Raw genomic sequence first — 18,442 nt, 5'->3', positions numbered from 1 at the left:
CGACAGCACGCTTAAATGCACTCGCGGCCGGTTCCCCTGGAGGTTTAGGAGGGGGGAACCGGCCGCGAAAGCTTATATTGCGCCAGCCTTACAGACCGCGAACCATCAGGACGTCCAAGGTACGCGGGCCGTGCACGCCTTCAACGCGCTCCAGCTCGATATCACTGGTGGCCGACGGACCGGAGATCCAGGTCTGCGGACGGGTGATGGCCAGTCGCGGCATGGCTTCTGGCAGCAGGCGCACGATCGAGGAGATCGGCACGATGCACACATGGTGGTCGGGTACCAGCGAAATCGCGCGGCGGCCCTGGTTTGGCTCGCCATCGAGGATGATGGTGCCGGACTCGGCGACCGAAACGGCCGACGAGGTGACCACGGCGCTGGTTTCATCCAGTTCGGCGATGCTCAGCCGTGCGCCCGGGGCATCGATGCGCTGCTCGACCTTCTCGCCCAGCCCTGAGAGCCAGCCGGTGTCCAAGCCATGCGGGTAGACAACGCTGGAGGCTCCCGCCAGCTTGGCCGCTACGTATTCCGGGATCTGCGCGGCGTCAATGACGTCCACCCCGGCCTTGTAATCCACCAAGCGGTCCACCAGCAGGTCGATGAGCTCAGCTTCACCCATATCCGAGGTCTTGCGGTATTCGCGGGGTACCTCTTGGGCGACGGGAGCATCGGCTAGTGCCGAGCGGATCCGTCCCAGGATTTCGTCTTTTGCGCTCACTTGGACTCCTTCTCGTCGCTCCACCAGTCGCGGAAGGACTTGTTTGGCGGGGCGGGAATGTCACGGCTGGCGGTCCACCCTGCGGCGATGCCCGGAAGCTTCTTGATCTTCTTTTCCTTGCCGGACATCAGCCGGCCCAGCGGCAAGGCCTTTTCGAGCAGGCCGAGGTTCTTGCCCTTGCCCAACGCCCAGGAACCGCCCTTCATCAGCAGATCCATCTGGGTCGGGAGCTTGTGCTTGTCGCGGTTGGCATCCACGTCCTCGCCGCGCAGGTGCACGAGGATTTCCGGGATGTTGATCTTCACCGGGCAAGCGTCGTAGCAGGCGCCGCACAGCGAGGAAGCATATGGCAGGGAACCGTTTTCCTCGACCTCGATGCCGGTCAGCAGCGGGGAGAGGATTGCGCCGATCGGGCCCGGGTAGGTCGAACCGTAGGCGTGGCCGCCGGTGCGCTCGTACACTGGGCACACGTTCATGCAGGCCGAGCAGCGGATGCAGTTCAGCGCGGTGCGGCCGAAGCGGTCGGCCAGGGCGCGGGTGCGGCCGTTATCCAGCAGCACGATGTGCACGTTCTGCGGACCATCGTCTTCGCTCACGCCGGTCCACAGCGAGGTGTAGGGATTCATGCGCTCGCCGGTGGAAGACCGCGGCAGCAGCTGCATGAAGACCTCGATGTCCTCCCAGTGGGGGAGAACCTTCTCGATGCCCATGACCGTGATCAGGGTTTCGGGCAGGGTCAGGCACATGCGGCCGTTGCCCTCGGATTCCACTACGCCCAGGGTGCCGGTATCGGCCAGCGCGAAGTTCGCGCCGGAGATGGCGACCTTGGCGGAAAGGAACTTCTTGCGCAGGTGCTTGCGGGCAGCTTCGGCCAGCTTGGCTGGCTCATCGGTCAGGTTCGGATCCACTACCGGCATTTCCTTGAGGAAGATGTCGCGCACCTCGGTGCGGTTCTTGTGGATCGCCGGAACCAGGATGTGGCTTGGCTTGTCGTTGCCCAGCTGGACGATCAGCTCGGCAAGGTCGGTTTCGAAGGCTTCGATGCCCTCGGTCTCCAGGTGCTCGTTCAGGCCGATTTCCTGGGTGGCCATGGACTTGACCTTGACGACCTCTTTCGAGCCGGTCGCCTTGACCAGCTCGGTAACGATCTTGTTGGCTTCGTCCGCGTCACGGGCCCAGTGGACAATGCCGCCCCGGGCGGTGAAGTTCTTCTCGAACTCTTCCAAACGCTCTTCGAGGTTGGCCATCGTCAGGTTCTTGATGGCGCTGCCGGCGTCGCGCAGCTCTTCCCAGTCCGGAAGCTCGCCGACGACGTTCAGCCGCTTGTCGCGAATGGTGTGGGTGGCGTGGCGCAGGTTCTTGCGCATCTGGGTGTTGCCCAGTTCGCGGTGCGCGGCCTTGGGGAATGGCTCGGTCTCGAACAGGTTGCCCTGCCCGCCGGCAGGCATGCCGAGGAATACCTGAGTCACAGTGACACCGTCTCTTCCATGGTGCTGGCCAGGATATCTGCCAGGTGCAGGGTCCTTGGCTTGGCTCCGGTGCGTGAAAGTCCGCCGCCGATGTGCATCAGGCAGGAGGCATCGCCGCCCGCGCAGGCCGAGGCGCCGGTGGAGCAGATGTTCTTCATCTTGTCTTCGAGCATTGCCGTGGAGACATCGGAGTTCTTGATCGAGAAGGTACCGCCGAAGCCGCAGCACTGGTCAGCTTCCGGAAGTTCGTTGACGGTGATGCCGCCGACGGTCTTGAGCAGATCAAGTTGCCGATCGCCGAGTTTCAGCGAACGCATGCCGTGGCAGGAAGGGTGGTAGGTGATGGTCTGCGGGAAGTAGCTGCCCAGCTGCTCGGCGGCGTTGGTGATCCCCAGGACATCCACCAGCAGCTGGCTCAGTTCATAGGTGCGCTTGCCCACGGCAACTGCGCGTTCCTTGAGCTCCGGCTTGCCCAGGCGCTCGGCCAGGAAAGGGTGCTGGTGCTTGACCGAAGCAACGCAGGAGCCCGAGGGGGCCACCGCGACGTCATAGTCTTCGGTGTCGAAGGCATTGATGTGGTTTTCGACCACGGGCAGGGCTTCAGGCATATAACCGGAATTCATGTGCATTTGCCCACAGCAGGCTTGCGCCTTGGGGAAAATTACTTCATGGCCCAAGCGTTCCAGGATTTTCACTGTCGACTTGGCGGTTTCCGGATACATAGCATCCACAATGCACGTGGCAAAGAGAGCAATTCGCATAATAAATGACTCTTTCAGGGTGTGGTCAGACCATACTATGCCACGCACTTCGTAATAGTCAAGACTTGTTGTGATAGCTCTCACCTTGTACTCTAGGTGGTCGGACCACATATGGTCAGACCATCTCGAGTAAGGACGCCCACACCGTGTTTACACCCTCCACGGATCCGATCGCGGGGAGCATAGCTGTTTCAGCGCTCATCGCACTGATCCCGCTTGTAGCCTTCTTCGTACTTCTGGCGGTAGTCAAGGTCAAGGCCCACTGGGCCGGCCTCGGCTCGCTCGCTGTTGCCATCCTCGTGGCGATCTTCGGCTGGAACATGCCGGTTGGATTGGCATTGAACTCCGGACTGATGGGCATGGTCTTCGGTGCCTTCCCTATTGTCTGGATCGTTGTCATGGCGATCTTCCTCTACCAGGTCACCGTCAAGTCGGGCCGCTTCGAAGACCTGCGCCGCGTCTTCGACGTCATCGGCGGCGGCGACGTGCGCATCCAGGCCGTGCTGATTGCTTTCTGCTTCGGCGGCCTGCTTGAAGCGCTGGCCGGCTTCGGCGCACCGGTGGCGATTACCGCCACCATGCTGCTGGCATTGGGCCTGTCGCCGCTGCGCGCAGCCTGCGCCGTGCTGATCGCCAACACCGCCCCGGTGGCCTTCGGCGCCGTGGCGATCCCGATCACCACCGCCGGTGCCCTGACCGGCATCCCGGCTGCCGACATCGGCGCCATCGTTGGACACCAGTCCCCGCTGCTGGCGCTGTTCGTCCCGTCGATCCTGGTCCTGATCCTCGACGGCTGGCGCGGCATGCGCCAGACCCTGCCGGCAACGCTGACCATCGGCATCTCCTTCGGTGTCGCCCAGTGGCTGTGCTCGACCTACTTCTCCTATGAGCTGACCGATATCGTTGCTGCGCTGGTTGGCCTGGCCGCCGCAGTGATCCTGCTGCGCTTCTGGACTCCAAAGGGTGCCGACGAGGCACGCCAGCGCGTGCTGACTGCTGAAGCCGCCGCAATTCCATACGAGGCCAATGCCAAGCTGCACCCGGTCAACACCTGGATGGCTTTGTTCCCGTACCTGCTGGTTATCGTCATCTTCGGCGTGGCCAAGCTGTGGAAGCTGGGCGTGGACATTCCTGCATGGCTGGCAACCACGGACATCAAGTTCGGCTGGCCAGGACTGGACGGCAAGATCCTGAATGCTGATGGCGAAGCGGTATCTTCGACCATCTACAACTTCCAGTGGCTATCCTCCCCGGGCACCTTGCTGCTGATCACCGGCCTGATCGTGGCCCTGGTCTACGCGAAGAACGACGGCAACGGCAAGTACAAGATGACCTTCGCCGAGGGTGCTGCCGAAATCGGCAAGACCGTCTACAACATGCGCTACGCCGCGCTGACCATCCTGTCGGTCCTCGGCCTGGCTTACGTGATGAACCTTTCGGGCCAGACCATCACCATTGGCACCTGGCTGGCAGGCACCGGCGCATTCTTCGCCTTCCTGTCGCCAATCCTGGGTTGGATCGGCACCGCGGTGACCGGCTCGGATACCTCGGCCAACGCGCTGTTCGCCAAGTTGCAGCAGACCGCTGGCATCAATGCCGGCATCGATCCGAACCTGCTGGTTGCCGCCAACACCTCTGGCGGCGTGGTCGGCAAGCTGATCTCCCCGCAGAACCTGGCCATCGCCGCTACCTCGGTGAAGATGGAAGGCCAGGAGTCGGTGATCCTCAAGAAGGTTGCCGGTTGGTCCGTAGGCATGCTGCTGGTGCTGTGCTGCTTGGTTTACCTGCAGTCCACCCCGGTTCTGTCCTGGATGCTGCCTTAGCCGTGAACGGCTAAAATAGATCCGATGCCAGTAAACCCAGCTCCGCGTGCGTACCAGATTGTTCTCCAAGCAATTGAAGAGGATCTGCGCAAGGAGAAGCTCTCCGTTGGAGACCAGCTTCCCGGCGAGCGTGCGCTCGCGGAGCAGCATGGGATCTCGCGGGCCTCGGTCCGCGATGCCATCCGCATCCTTGATGTGATGGGCATTATCAAGACTTCCACCGGCTCCGGACCCAACTCCGGAGCGGTGATCATCTCCAACCCCTCGGCTGGCATTTCGCAGGCATTGCGCCTGCATCTGGCGGCCAAGGGGATCAACGTCCGCGAGATCGTCGAATCTCGCATCCTGCTGGAAACCTGGGCAGCGCAAATGACGCCGCGCGATCCAATCCATGCCCAGCAGGTCATTGACCGCACCGCGGTGCTGATCATGCGCATGGACGACGCGCAGCTCTCGCGCGAGGCCTTCCACCGTATTGATGCCGAGTTCCATGTGCTCCTGGCCTCCATGGCCGGCAACGCGGTAGTGGAATCGATGATGGAATCGCTGCGCAACTCGATCAGCGACTATGTTTCCGAATCGGTGCCCAGCGACGAGGCCTGGCAGCCGGTGGTGCGCATCCTGCGCCGCCAGCACAAGGCCATCCACCACGCGTTCGCGACGAACCAGCGCGAACGGGCGGCCCAGCTGCTCGAAGAGCACATCAACTGGTTCTACTCGCAGACCCGCTAGATCCGGCAGGATAGTTTTCAGGTAAATAAGTCGGACTTTAAGGCACCTCGCACCTCTTATATCTGATATGTTTTGGGGAAGCGACGGGGCTGATTTTTCGGATTTAACAGCTGGTTCATACCGCTGATGAGTTCCCGTCGATGTACCATCGACACTTCATGCGAGGGAATTCATGAGCCAACTTTTTGACCTGTCCGGACGCCTGGCCTTGGTCACCGGATCCTCCCGCGGCATTGGCCGCGAACTTGCCAGTGCCTTGGCGGATGCCGGTGCCACCATCATCCTGCATGGCCGCGACGAGCAACGCCTGGCCGAAACCGTTGCCGAATTCAGCAGACGCTATGGAGCTGAAAAAATCCATAGCGCCTGCTTCGATGTCACCGATGATGCCGCCGTGCGCGAGAACATCGCAGCCATTGAAAAGAACATCGGCCCCATCCGCATTTTGGTGAACAACGCGGGTATCCAGCACCGCGTGCCCATGCTGGATCTGGAGGTGGCTGACTGGCAGCGCGTGATCGACACGAACCTCACCAGCGCATTCCTGGTAGGCCGAGAGGTCGCACGCTCCATGGTGCAGCGTGGCGAAGGCAAGATCATCAACATCTGCTCGGTGCAAACCGACCTGGCCCGCCCCACCATCTCCGCCTACACCGCGGCCAAGGGAGGTCTGCGCAATCTCACCCGCGCCATGACCGCCGAATGGGCTGGTTCGGGACTGCAAATCAACGGCATCGCACCGGGCTACATCCACACCGAAATGACACAGAATCTGGTGGACGACGAAAAATTCAACTCCTGGATTCTGGGCCGCACCCCCGCAGCGCGTTGGGGCGCCGTCGAGGATCTGGCCGGACCAGCAGTCTGGTTGGCCTCGGACGGATCAAATTACGTGAACGGACAGACCATTTTCATCGACGGAGGCATGAGCGTTGTCGTCTAATTCCCTCGCCACCAGCACGTTGGCCGTCGTGGCCCATGCAGCCGATGATTTGCGTATTGAACAAATCGAGCTGGCAGCGCCGCGAGCAGATGAAGCACGCGTTGCCATCGCTTACGGCGGTATTTGCGGATCAGACTTGCATTACTGGAGCCACGGCGCCGCCGGGGAATCGATCCTCGAGGCTCCAATGGTTCTCGGGCATGAAATCGTCGGGACCGTCATGCAGGCCGCCGCTGACGGCAGCGGGCCGGCAGCCGGAACCAAAGTCGCCGTGCACCCGGCAACACCAGGCGAGACCGGGGAACCCTACCCGGCCGACCGCCCGAATCTTTCCCCGGGGTGCACCTATCTGGGCTCGGCCGCCCGCTACCCGCACGCCGAGGGCGCATTCGCCCGCGAAGTGAACCTGCCATCACGCATGCTGCGTGAGCTGCCTGCTGGCTTAGCACTGCGTGATGCGGCACTGGCAGAACCGGCTGCGGTTGCTTGGCATGCGGTGTCGCGCGCCGGTGAAGTCGCCGGCAAGAAGGCGCTGGTTATTGGTGCTGGGCCGATCGGAGCTCTCGCTGTAGCAGTGCTCAAGCGTGCCGGAGCCAAAGAAATCATCGCAGTGGACATGCACGAGAAGCCGTTGGAAATCGCCGGGAAACTCGGTGCCACTTCAACTTTGCGCGCCGATGACCAGGAAGCTCTTGCCCAGGTGGGCGCGGACGTGGTGATCGAGGCCAGCGGCAACTTCCGTGGGTTGGCCTCCGCCGTGCGCGGTGCCGTGCGCGGCGGTCGAGTGGTCATGGTCGGGTTGCTGCCCTCAGGAGAACAACCCGCACTCATTTCGCTGGCTATTACCCGCGAGCTGGAACTGGTTGGTTCCTTCCGCTTCAACGACGAAATCGACCATGTGCTTGCTGCCCTGGCCGACGGTTCACTGCAGGTTTCCGAGGCGGTAACCCACGAGTTCCCGGTCGCCGATGCGCTTGAAGCCTTCGAAACGGCCAAGGATTCGGCTCGCTCCGGCAAAGTCCTGCTGAACTTCCTGGGGCAATAGTTGGCTTCAGCTAGAAGTGCACCGCGGCGGCCCCTGAAGTCGGGGGCCGCCGCGGTGCTTTTTAGTTCAGCGAACTCTAGTTGGTCTCTGCGATGCTTACCGCGGATGTCACGGGCACCGGATTGGCGAAGAGGTCCAGCACCGGGCAGTGTGCATCCACTGCGCGGCGCAGTTCTTCATAGCGTTCAGCTGATTCCGGTCCGGCAATCCGGATGTCCAGATCCACCGACGAGAAGCCGGGGCGGATGGTCTGGTCGATGCCGAAGAGTCCGCGGACATCGAGGTGGCCATTGGCCTGGATCTTCACGTCGTCCACCTGGATGCCGAGGTTCTGCGCGTACAAGCGGTAGACCACAACCTGGCAGGAGATGAGCGCTCCGAGCGCGTATTCCACGGGGCTTGCGGCCAGGTCGCTGCCGCCCAGGGCAGCTGGCTCGTCGACCTGGAAGGTGTGCTTGCCGGAGACAATGTTGCTGGCTACCGAATCGAAGCCTTCGCCCTCGACGGTGAAAGTCAATTGGGCACTTTGCGGGGCAGCCGAAATTCGTTCGCCCCAGCCCTTGCCTGCTTCCTGCAGGCGCTGTGCGCGGTCTTCGGATACGGTTGGGGCAGATGCTGCATTAGTCATGGGGAATTGATCCCCTTTCTGGCGCAAGGGGCGCCATCGCTTACGCATCTTGGCGTTCAAGATGCGTCGAATCTTCACCTGGGGCACCCCGCACAATGACGCAGGAGGGTTGCCGTCCACTCAGCCAGGGCTCAAAGAGTGGAACTCGTGATTCAGTGATTAATTTCTATCGGTTGCAGGGCCCGCGGGTAAAGGGCAGAAGTAACTTTTCGTCACCGGGCATCTTGCTTTCCGGCTCGCTAAGATGGAATCTAGCTCTCGGGCGCCCACTGCACGAACAATGAACGGCGAGTATGGAATTCCAGCTGACACTTTCTGCGGCCCAGACCTTGGTGACCGAATCCGAATACAACCTGGGCCAATTCCTGTGTGATTCCGGAAAAGTGCAGATCGCCAACCGGGTAATGCAACCGGGATCTACCCGCATCTCCGGTGTGGTGCTGCGTGAATCGGTGATGGCCCAATTGGAAATCACCGAGGGCAATATCAGCTTCACCAGCTTCTGCGGCAAGCATCCGGGGGTTCAGTCCTGTGAAGATGTCGCCGCCTTGCTCATTGAGGTCACCACCGAAGAAGACCAGGGCTTTTTCGTCTCCGACTCCGGGGTGGATCCCCACGCTTGGAAACGCAATAGCAAGCCGCAGTGGGAACGTACCCTTGACCGTCTGCTTCCAGTCATTTCCGATGAGCCGCTGGTTGCCGAAGAACCGCTGGGATTGATCCTGAAAGTGGTAAGCGAACCGCGTTATGGCGGCGAGGACGCGCTGACCTTGCAGGCACGCCCGGCCCGCCAGGGCACCAAGAGCCCCTGGATCCAAACCGGGATCAGCTGGCGCAATGTTGCTTTTGATACGCGGTTCTCCAAGAAGCAGCGTCGTGCGGTCGTTGAACTGGACCGGTTGCGTGAACACGTTGAACAAGATACTTATCGCCATTCGTGGGATCCCAAGGAGTGGATCTCCTTGATGGATCTTCCAGGCCAGGACCTGCTGGATGCGTTCGAAGCCCTGCGTGAAGCTGGAGTGCAGATCGTCAACGGCGGTTCTACGGCCAAGGCCCCGGTGGAGTTCAGCGAGCAACCAGCCATGGCACACGTGGATGTGCGTCGCGGTGAACATGGCCTGAGCATGGAAGGGAAGCTGCGCGGGCCGAGCGAAGAGCACGTCTACCTCTTGCCCATAGGCACGCCGCCGACCTTGTTGGCTTACGCGTCCAGCCCCTTGCCGAAGGCCAGGGAAATCGGTTTGGCCCGGTTCGCTGAACCGGTCACGAAGGAACTGGCCACATTTATTGAATCCGGTGCGCAATCCATCCCGCAGGAAGGCGTTGAGCTTTTCGAGCGCCAGCACCTGGACCGATTGCGCCTGATGGCACCGTTGAAGAGCGAGGATGACAGCTACAGCATCCCTGTTCCAGCACGCCCCAGCCTCAAGCTGTCCCTGGAGAGCATCCGAACTCCGCTGACCGTGAGCTATTCCTGGGAGTACGCCTCCGCGGGACCCCGCCAGTATGCCGTGGAAAAGGAAATTGCTGCTTCGGTGCAGGACAAGCTCGGCGCGCAGGCTTCCTTGGGGCAACTGACCTCTTCAGGAATCTTCCCGCCGAAGGAATTCAGCACCTCCGAATCCATCGATTTCTTGGTCTACGCGTTGCCGCTATTGGCAGAGCATCCCGATGTGGTCGTTGAAGAGCAGAACAGGCTGCCGAAGTACCGGATCAGCCACGCCCCGGCCGCTGTCAGTGTCGAAGCCGGCGAAAGCACGGGGGACTGGTTCGACTTGTCTGTGGAAGTGCTCCTGGACGAGACCAAGGTCCCGTTCCCACTGCTGCTGGAGGCCTTGACCAAGCAAGATGAGTATCTCGTCCTCGATGACCTTACGGTGATCCCGATTGATGGTGCAGATTTCACGCAGCTGCGCCAGCTGATATCAGAGGCCGGGGAGCTGGGCACGGTGCAGGGCGATACGATCCGCATCCATAGGTTGAGCATCGACTGGTGGCAAGAACTGGTGGATCTGGGCATTATCGAAGCCCAGCACAACCAGTGGCTGCAGACCATGAAGGCGCTGCAAAGCGGTGAAGAAATGCAGCCGGTCCAGCTAGCGGAAACGTTCAACGCTGAACTGCGCCCGTATCAGGGCCACGGCCTATCCTGGCTCAACTTCTTGCGTACCCATGATCTCGGTGGCGTCCTTGCCGACGATATGGGTCTGGGCAAGACCGTCCAGTTGCTGGCTTGCCTTGAACAAGCGCGCGTCGAGGATCCTGCCCAGAAATTCCTGGTGCTGGCTCCTACCTCGGTGGTGGGCAACTGGATCAATGAGGCGCAGCGATTTGCGCCGCAGATGAGAGTCACCGGCATCACTTCAACAGCTAGAAAGAACGGCCAAAGCATGGCGTCGCAGATCGGTGACGCCCAATTGGTAGTTACCAGCTACACGATCTTCCGCCTGGCCTATGAGGATTTTGAAGCCGCCGGATTCAACGTCATGATCATGGACGAGGCCCAGCAACTGAAGAACCATGCCTCCAAAGGCTACAAGCAGGCCCGGCAGCTGCCAGTGCCGTGCAAATTCGTGGTCACTGGCACTCCCATGGAAAACAACCTGCTGGAACTGTGGGCGTTGGTCTCACTGGCTGCACCAGGCCTGCTGGGCGGTGCGAAGTCCTTTAAGGACAACTACCAGAAGCCCATTGCCGACGGAGACCAGGAGCGCCTGGAGCGCCTGAAGAGCCGACTGCGTCCGTTCGTGCTGCGCCGTACCAAGGAACAGGTCGTTCCAGAGTTGCCGGCGAAGACCGAGCAGGTGCTGGAAGTCGAACTGGAGCCGGGGCACCGCAAAGCTTATGACCGCCGCTTCCAGCGTGTGCGGCAAGAAGTTCTGGGGCTGGTTGACGACGTTGATTCGAATCGCTTCCAGATTCTCCAATCGCTGACCTTGCTGCGCCAGCTGGCCTTGGATCCGTCCTTGGTAGGCGAGGGCGATGCTCCGAGCGCGAAGCTGGAAATGCTGCGCGAACTCATGGGGGACGCGGTTTCTGAAGGGCATAAGATTCTGGTCTTCAGCCAATTCACCAGTTTCTTGGCCAAGGCACGCGACGTCGCTGAAGAGCTGGGCATTGAGCACGGATACCTTGATGGGTCCACCACTGGCCCAAAGCGCAAGGAACTGATTGACGGTTTCAGCGAGGGAGATTTCCCGGTCTTCTTCATCTCGCTGAAGTCCGGCGGCTTCGGCATTAATCTCACTTCCGCCGACTACTGCATCTTGCTGGACCCATGGTGGAACCCGCAGGCCGAAGCCCAGGCTATTGACCGGGCCCACCGCATTGGGCAAACTCGTCCGGTCTATGTGTATCGCTTGGTGGCAAAGGACACCATCGAATCCAAGGTGCTCGCGCTGCAGGCCAAGAAGACGCAGCTGTTCAATGATGTCCTGGGAGAGACTGCCCAAGCCGCGCAGAGTGCTGCGTTAAGCGCCGATGATTTCCTGGCGCTGATGGAGTGAGCCTAAAAAGCTGAAGCCTTGGAAACCAGAAGGTCTCCAAGGCTTCAGCTGATGATCGGGGACTAGAGAATCTGTTCAAAACTGTCGTTGAGGCGGTGCAGGAGATCTCCAAAATTCTTCAGTTCGGAGGCTTCCCATTCCTTGAGCTGGCGGCGCAGTTCCTCACGCAGCGTGTTACCGCTGGAGCGCCATTTTTCCTTGGCGTTTTCTGTTGCCGAGACCAGCTGGGCTCGGCCATCGGAAGGATCCTGGGTGCGGGTGACAAGTTCCAGAGACTCGAGGTGCTGCACGAGGCGGGAAATAGTCGCCTTGTCCAGACGCAGTTTTTCTGCGAGTGCTCCCTGTTGCTGGGCTTCATCACGGATGACCACTGCAAGCAAGCGGTACCCCGGATCCTGCAGGTCCGGGTGGATGATCTTGGCGCGACGGATCAGCATCTGGCGGGCGCGCAATAAGATGGCGGTGAATTCTTCTTCGACCGTCTGCATCAGTTCTTCTTCTTGCATACAAACCATTCTAAAGATTAATGGTCAATAAGTCTGATATTGGAGACCGCAGCCGTTCGAAGCCGAAGTGTTGAACGTACTGCGAATCCCCAGCTGAGCGTAATTAATGGCTTGGAAAAGACTGGCCAGGCAACGCCTGATGCCTGCAAAGCCGTACAGTTCCACTGCTCCGGCGCAGCTTAGGACCGACTTGCCAATTGCATTCGTGATTAGAGAAGCAATAGATTCCCGCCGCCGCTCAGAAGCAGAGCAAGAAAGCCATGGCCTCCGTTGCCGCTGGCGTTGGACCCAACGTGGTGCGGCGAAGCTGTCCGCACTGTCCACGGCCCTCTTGGAGAGCATTGAGGGTCTTGCATGAATTGGATATCGGGATTCATGAAAATAAAGCTTGACGCTTCAACTAATGGTTGGTAGTTTTTAATCATGAATCAGCTATCCGATGCCCCTCCCGTCTTGTTCCTTAGCCATGGTGCACCGCCACTGGCCGACGACCAGCGCTGGACCCAGGAGCTGGCTAGCTGGTCCGGCACTTTCGAGAAGCCGAAAGATATTCTGATGATCTCCGCGCACTGGGAAAATGCGCCGGTGACGCTGAGTGCTACCCAGCAGAAGAACGAATTGGTCTACGACTTCTGGGGCTTCGACCAGAAGTACTACGACGTTCGCTACGATGCGCCAATGGCGCCCGAGCTGGCCAATGAAGTCGAACGGCTGACCTCGGCTTATGGCCATCACGTGGAGCGCGACGAGACGCGTGGGCTGGACCATGGCGCCTACGTGCCGCTGAAGGAAATGTTCCCGGATGCGGATGTACCTGTGGTGCAGATGTCCATGCCAACACTGGATCCTGCAGGACTCTTTGATCTGGGCAAGAGCTTGGCGCCCTTGCGCGAGCGGGGAACCTTGATCGTTGGTTCCGGATTCACCACCCACAACTTGCGCTGGTTCAACCCAGCCGGCGGGCCGGATTCGGCGCCGCCATCGGCCTCCAGCGAGTTCGACCATTGGGCCGAGGAGGCAATGGCCCGCGGGGATGTGGACTCCATCCTCGACTTCCTGCACAAGGCCCCGGCGGCCCGCGAAGCGCACCCGCGCTCGGAGCATTGGGCTCCGCTGTACGTTGCGCTGGGTGCGGCATACGCCTCGGGTGGAATTGATGCCAAGACGGCAATTGACGGTTTCTGGTACGGCCTGTCCAAGCGCTCCTGGACCTTGAGCTAGGCGATATCCCTATCTTTCCCGCAGCAAGCGCGGCACCGATTGGTGCCGCGCTTGCGCAGGTAATAGTGGACTTTTCTGGTCGATCCTCTAGCTGGCGGCTACCGATGCATCATCAATGCGGAACAAGGTAGCCTGCGAGCTGTCTTCCACGCCCTTGAAACGCAAAGTAACGGTCTTACCGCGGAAGTTGTTCAGGTCAACAGCCTGCAGTTCGTAGGACGAGCCGGCATCCAAGTTCGACCAGGTGCCCATGTTGTAGGTTCCGTAGCCGTCCAGAACCTGTACGGTCAGCTTGTCGTACTGGCTATAGGCAGTAGTTTCATTGGTCAGCACATGCAGGTAGAACTCCAGCTGCGCATTGGTGGCATCTGCCGGGATGGCGACCTTCTGGTCCAGGGTGTAGGTGTTGGAATTGCCCCAACCATTCAGCCCAGCTAATCCGCTGCCGGAGCGGGCTGCCGAGCCGGACTCGAAGGTGTCGGCGCGGTTGGCGGTCCAGTAATCCGCCCCGTTCTCGAAGCCAGCATTCTTCAGCAGGTTGCCGCTTGGCTCCGGATCCGGAGTTGGCTCCGGGGTTGGTGTTGGGTTGCTGCCGTCCAGGGCATTCATGATCTTGGCGGCATCCACCAGTCCGGCGCCGCAACCGATGCTGCAACCGCCTGGCATCGCGCGGGTGCCCTGCTTCAACGCAGTTTCCACGGAGGCGGGGGACATCCCAGGGTCTGCCGACTTCATCAGTGCGACCATGCCCGCTACGTGCGGGGTGGCCATGGAAGTGCCCTGGTAGAAGGCATAGCCCTGGCTGGATGGAGTAGTGGTGCCGGTATTGATGGTGGACAGCACGCCTTGGCCGGCGTAGCGGGTGTCGCCACCAGGTGCGGTGACGTCAACGGCCGAGCCGTAGTTCGTGTAGTACGACGGAGCGCCCGAAGGGTTGCTTGCCGCTACGGTAATGACGTTTTCGCAGTTGGCCGGGCGGGAATTCGAAGCGTTCTGGCTTTCGTTGCCGGCGGCAACTACCACCGAGGTGCCGCGCGAAACCGCGGCGTTGATGGCCGCCTGGTAGGTAGTTCCGCAAGCGCCGCCACCGCCCAGGGACATGTTGATGGTGTCTGCCGGGGTTGGGTTATTGGCAATTCCCGGGACCGCACCGCCCGAAGCCCAAATGATGGCATCGGCGATGTCGGACAGGCTGCCGCCGCACTTGGCCAGGACGCGGACTGGCTGGATCTTGGCATCCGGGGCAACTCCGGCCACGCCGCTGGAGTTGTTGGTGACTGCGGCTACGGTGCCGGCCACGTGGGTGCCGTGCCAGGAGGAATTGCCCGAGTAGCTGCCGCCGCATTCACCGGCGGCGGACCAGTCGCCCTCATCCTGGGGGTTCGCGTCGCGGCCGTTGCCGTCGCGGGCCGAGGCAGAGCTGGAGACGAAGTCGTAGCCGGAAACGATGTTGGCGTTCAGATCCGAGTGCGAGGTGATGCCGGTATCCAGGACTGCGACGATGCTGCCCTCGCCGGTGGCGATGTCCCAGGCCGAAGGCAAGCGCATCCCGTTGGTGCCGCTGTAGTGCCACTGCTCGCCGTACCGGGTGTCGTTAGGCGTCATGGAAATCTTCATGATGGCATCGGGTTCCACCGATTCCACGAGACCAGACTGCGCAATATCGGCCATGAACTCCTTGGCGCCGTTGCCCTTGAGTTTCTTGTCGGCCTTCACCACGAAGCTGCCGGTGGCCATGGCTCGCATTTCCTTGACGGTAACGCCTGCTGCCTTGGCTGCTTGGCCCCAGGCCTTGGCGCGGGAGGACTTGCCCGTCTGCGTGGCTGAAGCCTTGTAGGTGACGATGAATTGGTCGTAGGCCTCGCCTGATTGAACCGAACCGATCTTGACCTTGTCTTCGCCATTTGCCTTGGGGAGGGACTTTTCAGCGGGAGCCGATACGGGGGAGGCGGTAGCTGGCAAGGCGCCAGCGCCGAAGCCGCTCATGCCGATCACTACGGCCGCGGAGACGGCCAGGGTTCTCCGAAGAGGGGTAGAAAAACGTGCCATTGATGTTCTCCTTGTAGGGTTTTTGGGCGCACAAAGGTCGGTGATCAATCGATGTGGTGTGTGCCGGTAGGAGCGTAACTGCTCGGCAACTCCTAAAGGAAGTACTTCTCAAATAAATCTTTTATATTCGCTCATGTACTAAAAAGGTGTTTCACATATTTCTGTGGAACTATCCCGGCGGACTCGCAGATTCGAAAAATGAATGATGGTTATCTGCATGTTTGGGGAGTTCGAAATTTTCAGATCCGCACTGACCATGGAAAACACATAATTATTTGCATAGCGAACGCTATCTTTCCAAAGTTGTTTCACGCTAGGAGTACATTCCGGGATCCAGCTCTCCTGGCGTCGAAGCCGTGGTCCAAGCGTGCTAAGTATCTTGGCTAATTCATTGAATAAATGGCGTCCCTCCGGATTCGGCACCGTGCGATGGCCAATAGCCGCTTGGTTGCCAGCTCATCGGCTGGACGCTTGGCCAGCCCATCAGTTCCGCCGAGTTACCGTTCGGAAGACAGCTGGCAACGGATAGCTTCGGCAAGGTGGTTCGAGCGCATTCGAGGCAGGGATTACGCTGTCGCACGGGATGGGTAGCAGCGGCAGGCCCAAGATGCCCACCGGAGCGAATACCGGTGCTGCACGTATCTAGCCCAGCAAGAAGGCAATGACCAGCACACTGGGAAAGGTCAGCAGGGTGCTTGCCAGCACCACTTCGCGCGGCACGGCGACGGGCAGCTTGAATTGCTGGGCAAACAGCAAGACGTTTTGCGCGGTTGGAAGCGCCGCCATGATCACCACTCCGAGAAGTTCGATTCCTGATAGGCCGAAAACGAAGCGGGCAACGAGCCAGGCGAGCAAAGGCATGAAGAACACCTTGAACGCGGTCGCCAGATAGATTTCGCCGCGCAGGTTCTTATCTGACAATGGACGCTGGCCGTATAGCGCCATTCCAAAGGACATCAGCAACAGGGGGATGGATGCGTCGCCAATCATTTGCACTGGCGCATGAATGACTTCGGGCAGTGCCAGGCCAAAGAAGGAGAACACCGCACCGAGGAAGGTCGCAATAGAGACAGGGTTGGCGATGGACTTGAGGATCATTTTCGCACCGGGCAGGCCATCCGCGTCACCGGACTTGGCGCGGGAGAGCACCGCGAACATGCACAGGTAGACGGGAGCGATGATCAGCAACTGCGCGATGAGCACCGACACTACGGGACTGGTGCTGCCCACCGCATAAAGGGCCAGCGGCACACCGATATTTCCAGCATTCACATAACTCGTGGACATGGCCGCAACGGGCAGCCGATGAGCTGGAGTCTTGAAGGCCAGCCGCGCGACCAATGCATAAGCGGAGCCGGTCAGCACCGCAACCATCAAGGCTATCGGGGTGAATACACCAACCACCGCATGCAGATCGGTACTGGCAAGCAGGGTGAACATCAGGGCGGGGTTGGTGATGTAGAAGATGAGCGGGGTGAGCCCCTGGGCAATGGCCGCGCGTTGTCGCGGCAGTGCGACCGACATCAGCAGGCCGATGCCGATGAGGATCAAGACAACGGAGAATCCCTGTAGAACTCCTTGCATATTGCCTTTCCCGCCCGGTACTGGTGTTCCCAGCTCCGGGGCTTCTCGAAGCCGTGGACGGCGAGGGTGCGAAAGCTCCCTCTACCGTCCACGGTGCATTATTCAGATTCCCTGGCAGCCCATCAGCGAACCAGCGCGGGACTCTTCGAATCGAAGGTCCAGCCGGGAATCAGGTATTGCATGGACACCGAGTCGTCACGCGAGCCCAACCCATGTTCCAGGTACAGTTCGTGGGCTTGGGCGACCCGATCCATGTCCAGGCTGACACCCAAGCCGGACCGCTGCGGAACCTTGATCTCTCCGTCCCGAATCACCAATGGTTCCTCGGTCAGGCCCTGTCCATCCTGCCAGATCCAGTGGGTATCGAGTGCCGTGATCTCGCCCGGAGCAGCGGCGCCGACCTGGGTGAACATCGCCAGCGAGATGTCGAAGTGGTTGTTCGAGTGCGACCCCCAAGTCAGTCCGAACTCGTTGCACAGCTGGGCAACGCGCACTGAACCGGACATGGTCCAGAAATGCGGATCTGCCAGGGGGATGTCTACCGCATTGGTGCGCACCGCGTGCGCCATTTCTCGCCAGTCAGTCGCAATCATGTTCGTGGCGGTCTGCAGACCGGTCGCCCTGCGGAATTCGCTCATGACCTCGCGGCCCGAGAAGCGGCCCTCAGGGCCGCACGGATCCTCGGCATAGGCCACCACTCCACGCATGCGCTTGCCAAGCCGGATAGCATCTTCGAGCAGCCAGCCGCCATTGGGGTCAAGCGTGATCCGGGCTTCGGGGAAGCGTTCCTTCAAAGCGATGACAGCATCGACCTCGGAGTCCCCGTCCTGGACGCCGCCCTTCAGCTTGAAATCCTTGAACCCGTAACGGGCCTGAGCCGCCTCGGCCAGGCGCACCACGGCTTCTGGTGTCATGGCTTCCTCGCGGCGCAAGCGCTCCCAATCGTCGTTGCCCTGCGGTTCGCGCAGATACGGCAGATCCGTCGTATCCGGGTTGCCCACGTAGAACAGGTAGCCGAGCATCGGAACCGCGTCGCGCTGCTGCCCGTCGCCGAGCAGTTCGGCCGCCGGCACTCCGAGGAACTGGCCGTGCAGATCCAGCAGTGCAGACTCAAGTGCGGTGACTGCGTGCACGGTGGTGCGCAAATCGAAGGTCTGTGCACCGCGTCCGCCGGAATCGAGGTCTGCGAAGCGGGCTGCCACCTGGCGCAGCAGCGAACGGTAAGTCGCCACAGGGGCGCCGGTAATCAGTGTGCCGGCCTCCTCTATGGTCGAACGGATCGCTTCGCCGCCAGGTACCTCGCCGAGGCCCGTGCGGCCTTCGGAGTCAGTGAGGATAGCGATATTGCGAGTGAAGAACGGCCCGTGCGCCCCGGAGAGGTTCAGCAGCATGGAGTCATGCCCGGCGACCGGGATGACCTTCACCGAGGCAATGGTGGGCTGGGAAGTCAT

The 18,442-nt window shown here is 60.7% G+C and carries 14 protein-coding genes and 1 riboswitch; of the genes, 6 read left to right on the top strand and 8 right to left on the bottom strand.

Annotation, left to right across the window (positions count from 1 at the left end; all coding sequences use genetic code 11):
* Window positions 1–88: 88 nt before the first annotated feature.
* The 3 genes from CQ012_RS09295 to CQ012_RS09285 are packed head-to-tail and all read right to left on the bottom strand — an operon-like array spanning window position 89 to window position 2,951.
* Complete coding sequence (locus tag CQ012_RS09295; RefSeq protein ID WP_105656267.1) at window positions 89–721, bottom strand: LutC/YkgG family protein; 633 nt, start codon at window positions 719–721, stop codon at window positions 89–91.
* The gene (locus CQ012_RS09290) at window positions 718–2,169 is read right to left on the bottom strand and encodes a LutB/LldF family L-lactate oxidation iron-sulfur protein (protein ID WP_105662149.1); all 1,452 of its coding nucleotides are present in this window, start codon (window positions 2,167–2,169) and stop codon (window positions 718–720) included. Before CQ012_RS09290 ends, CQ012_RS09295 begins: the two co-directional genes overlap by 4 nt.
* Before the next feature lie 17 nt (window positions 2,170–2,186).
* The gene (locus CQ012_RS09285; RefSeq protein WP_105661995.1) at window positions 2,187–2,951 is read right to left on the bottom strand and encodes a (Fe-S)-binding protein; all 765 of its coding nucleotides are present in this window, start codon (window positions 2,949–2,951) and stop codon (window positions 2,187–2,189) included.
* Window positions 2,952–3,097: 146 nt separating this feature from the next.
* Here CQ012_RS09285 and CQ012_RS09280 point away from each other — a divergent pair, with 146 nt between their 5' ends.
* The 4 genes from CQ012_RS09280 to CQ012_RS09265 all read left to right on the top strand — a co-directional run bounded on the left by CQ012_RS09280 (window position 3,098) and on the right by CQ012_RS09265 (window position 7,494).
* Window positions 3,098–4,774, top strand: coding sequence for an L-lactate permease (locus CQ012_RS09280; protein WP_105656269.1), 1,677 nt, complete (start codon window positions 3,098–3,100; stop codon window positions 4,772–4,774).
* Between the two features lie 24 nt (window positions 4,775–4,798).
* Window positions 4,799–5,506: a FadR/GntR family transcriptional regulator gene (locus tag CQ012_RS09275; RefSeq protein WP_105661994.1), complete on the top strand. Its 708-nt coding sequence runs from the start codon at window positions 4,799–4,801 to the stop codon at window positions 5,504–5,506.
* A gap of 172 nt (window positions 5,507–5,678) precedes the next feature.
* Window positions 5,679–6,449 (top strand): SDR family oxidoreductase, encoded by a 771-nt coding sequence (locus CQ012_RS09270; protein WP_105661993.1) that lies wholly within the window; start codon window positions 5,679–5,681, stop codon window positions 6,447–6,449.
* Entirely contained in the window at window positions 6,439–7,494 is a 1,056-nt protein-coding gene (locus CQ012_RS09265) for an L-idonate 5-dehydrogenase (protein WP_105661992.1), read from the top strand. The genes CQ012_RS09270 and CQ012_RS09265 overlap by 11 nt, the downstream gene beginning before the upstream one ends.
* Before the next feature lie 76 nt (window positions 7,495–7,570).
* Here CQ012_RS09265 and CQ012_RS09260 read toward each other — a convergent pair whose 3' ends face one another.
* Window positions 7,571–8,122 carry an OsmC family protein gene (locus CQ012_RS09260; RefSeq protein WP_105656273.1) on the bottom strand — a complete coding sequence of 184 codons (552 nt, stop codon included), beginning with the start codon at window positions 8,120–8,122 and terminating at the stop codon, window positions 7,571–7,573.
* Window positions 8,123–8,153: 31 nt separating this feature from the next.
* Window positions 8,154–8,275: riboswitch (SAM riboswitch) on the bottom strand.
* Window positions 8,276–8,415: 140 nt separating this feature from the next.
* Here CQ012_RS09260 and CQ012_RS09255 point away from each other — a divergent pair.
* Window positions 8,416–11,631 (top strand): DEAD/DEAH box helicase, encoded by a 3,216-nt coding sequence (locus CQ012_RS09255; protein WP_105661991.1) that lies wholly within the window; start codon window positions 8,416–8,418, stop codon window positions 11,629–11,631.
* Window positions 11,632–11,693: 62 nt separating this feature from the next.
* Here CQ012_RS09255 and CQ012_RS09250 read toward each other — a convergent pair whose 3' ends face one another.
* A complete protein-coding gene (locus CQ012_RS09250) occupies window positions 11,694–12,137 on the bottom strand; it encodes a MarR family winged helix-turn-helix transcriptional regulator (RefSeq protein WP_181148765.1) in 444 nt (147 codons plus the stop codon).
* A 423-nt stretch (window positions 12,138–12,560) separates the two neighbouring features.
* On the opposite strand from CQ012_RS09250, the gene CQ012_RS09245 reads away from it, so the two are divergent.
* Window positions 12,561–13,358 carry a dioxygenase family protein gene (locus tag CQ012_RS09245; protein WP_105661990.1) on the top strand — a complete coding sequence of 266 codons (798 nt, stop codon included), beginning with the start codon at window positions 12,561–12,563 and terminating at the stop codon, window positions 13,356–13,358.
* Window positions 13,359–13,445: 87 nt separating this feature from the next.
* Here the strand turns inward: CQ012_RS09245 and CQ012_RS09240 are convergent, their stop codons facing one another.
* The 3 genes from CQ012_RS09240 to CQ012_RS09230 form a co-directional block, all read right to left on the bottom strand.
* Window positions 13,446–15,407: a S8 family peptidase gene (locus CQ012_RS09240; protein ID WP_105661989.1), complete on the bottom strand. Its 1,962-nt coding sequence runs from the start codon at window positions 15,405–15,407 to the stop codon at window positions 13,446–13,448.
* A gap of 642 nt (window positions 15,408–16,049) precedes the next feature.
* Window positions 16,050–16,991, bottom strand: coding sequence for an AEC family transporter (locus CQ012_RS09235; protein ID WP_105656278.1), 942 nt, complete (start codon window positions 16,989–16,991; stop codon window positions 16,050–16,052).
* Between the two features lie 122 nt (window positions 16,992–17,113).
* Window positions 17,114–18,442, bottom strand: a complete 1,329-nt coding sequence (locus CQ012_RS09230; protein WP_105656279.1) for an enolase C-terminal domain-like protein — start codon at window positions 18,440–18,442, stop codon at window positions 17,114–17,116.

Origin of the sequence: Arthrobacter sp. MYb214, assembly GCF_002979865.1 — a bacterium.
In the GTDB taxonomy this organism is placed as follows: domain Bacteria; phylum Actinomycetota; class Actinomycetes; order Actinomycetales; family Micrococcaceae; genus Glutamicibacter.
Note: the sequence above shows the minus strand (reverse complement) of the source record. Positions and strands in the feature narration are given on the sequence as shown.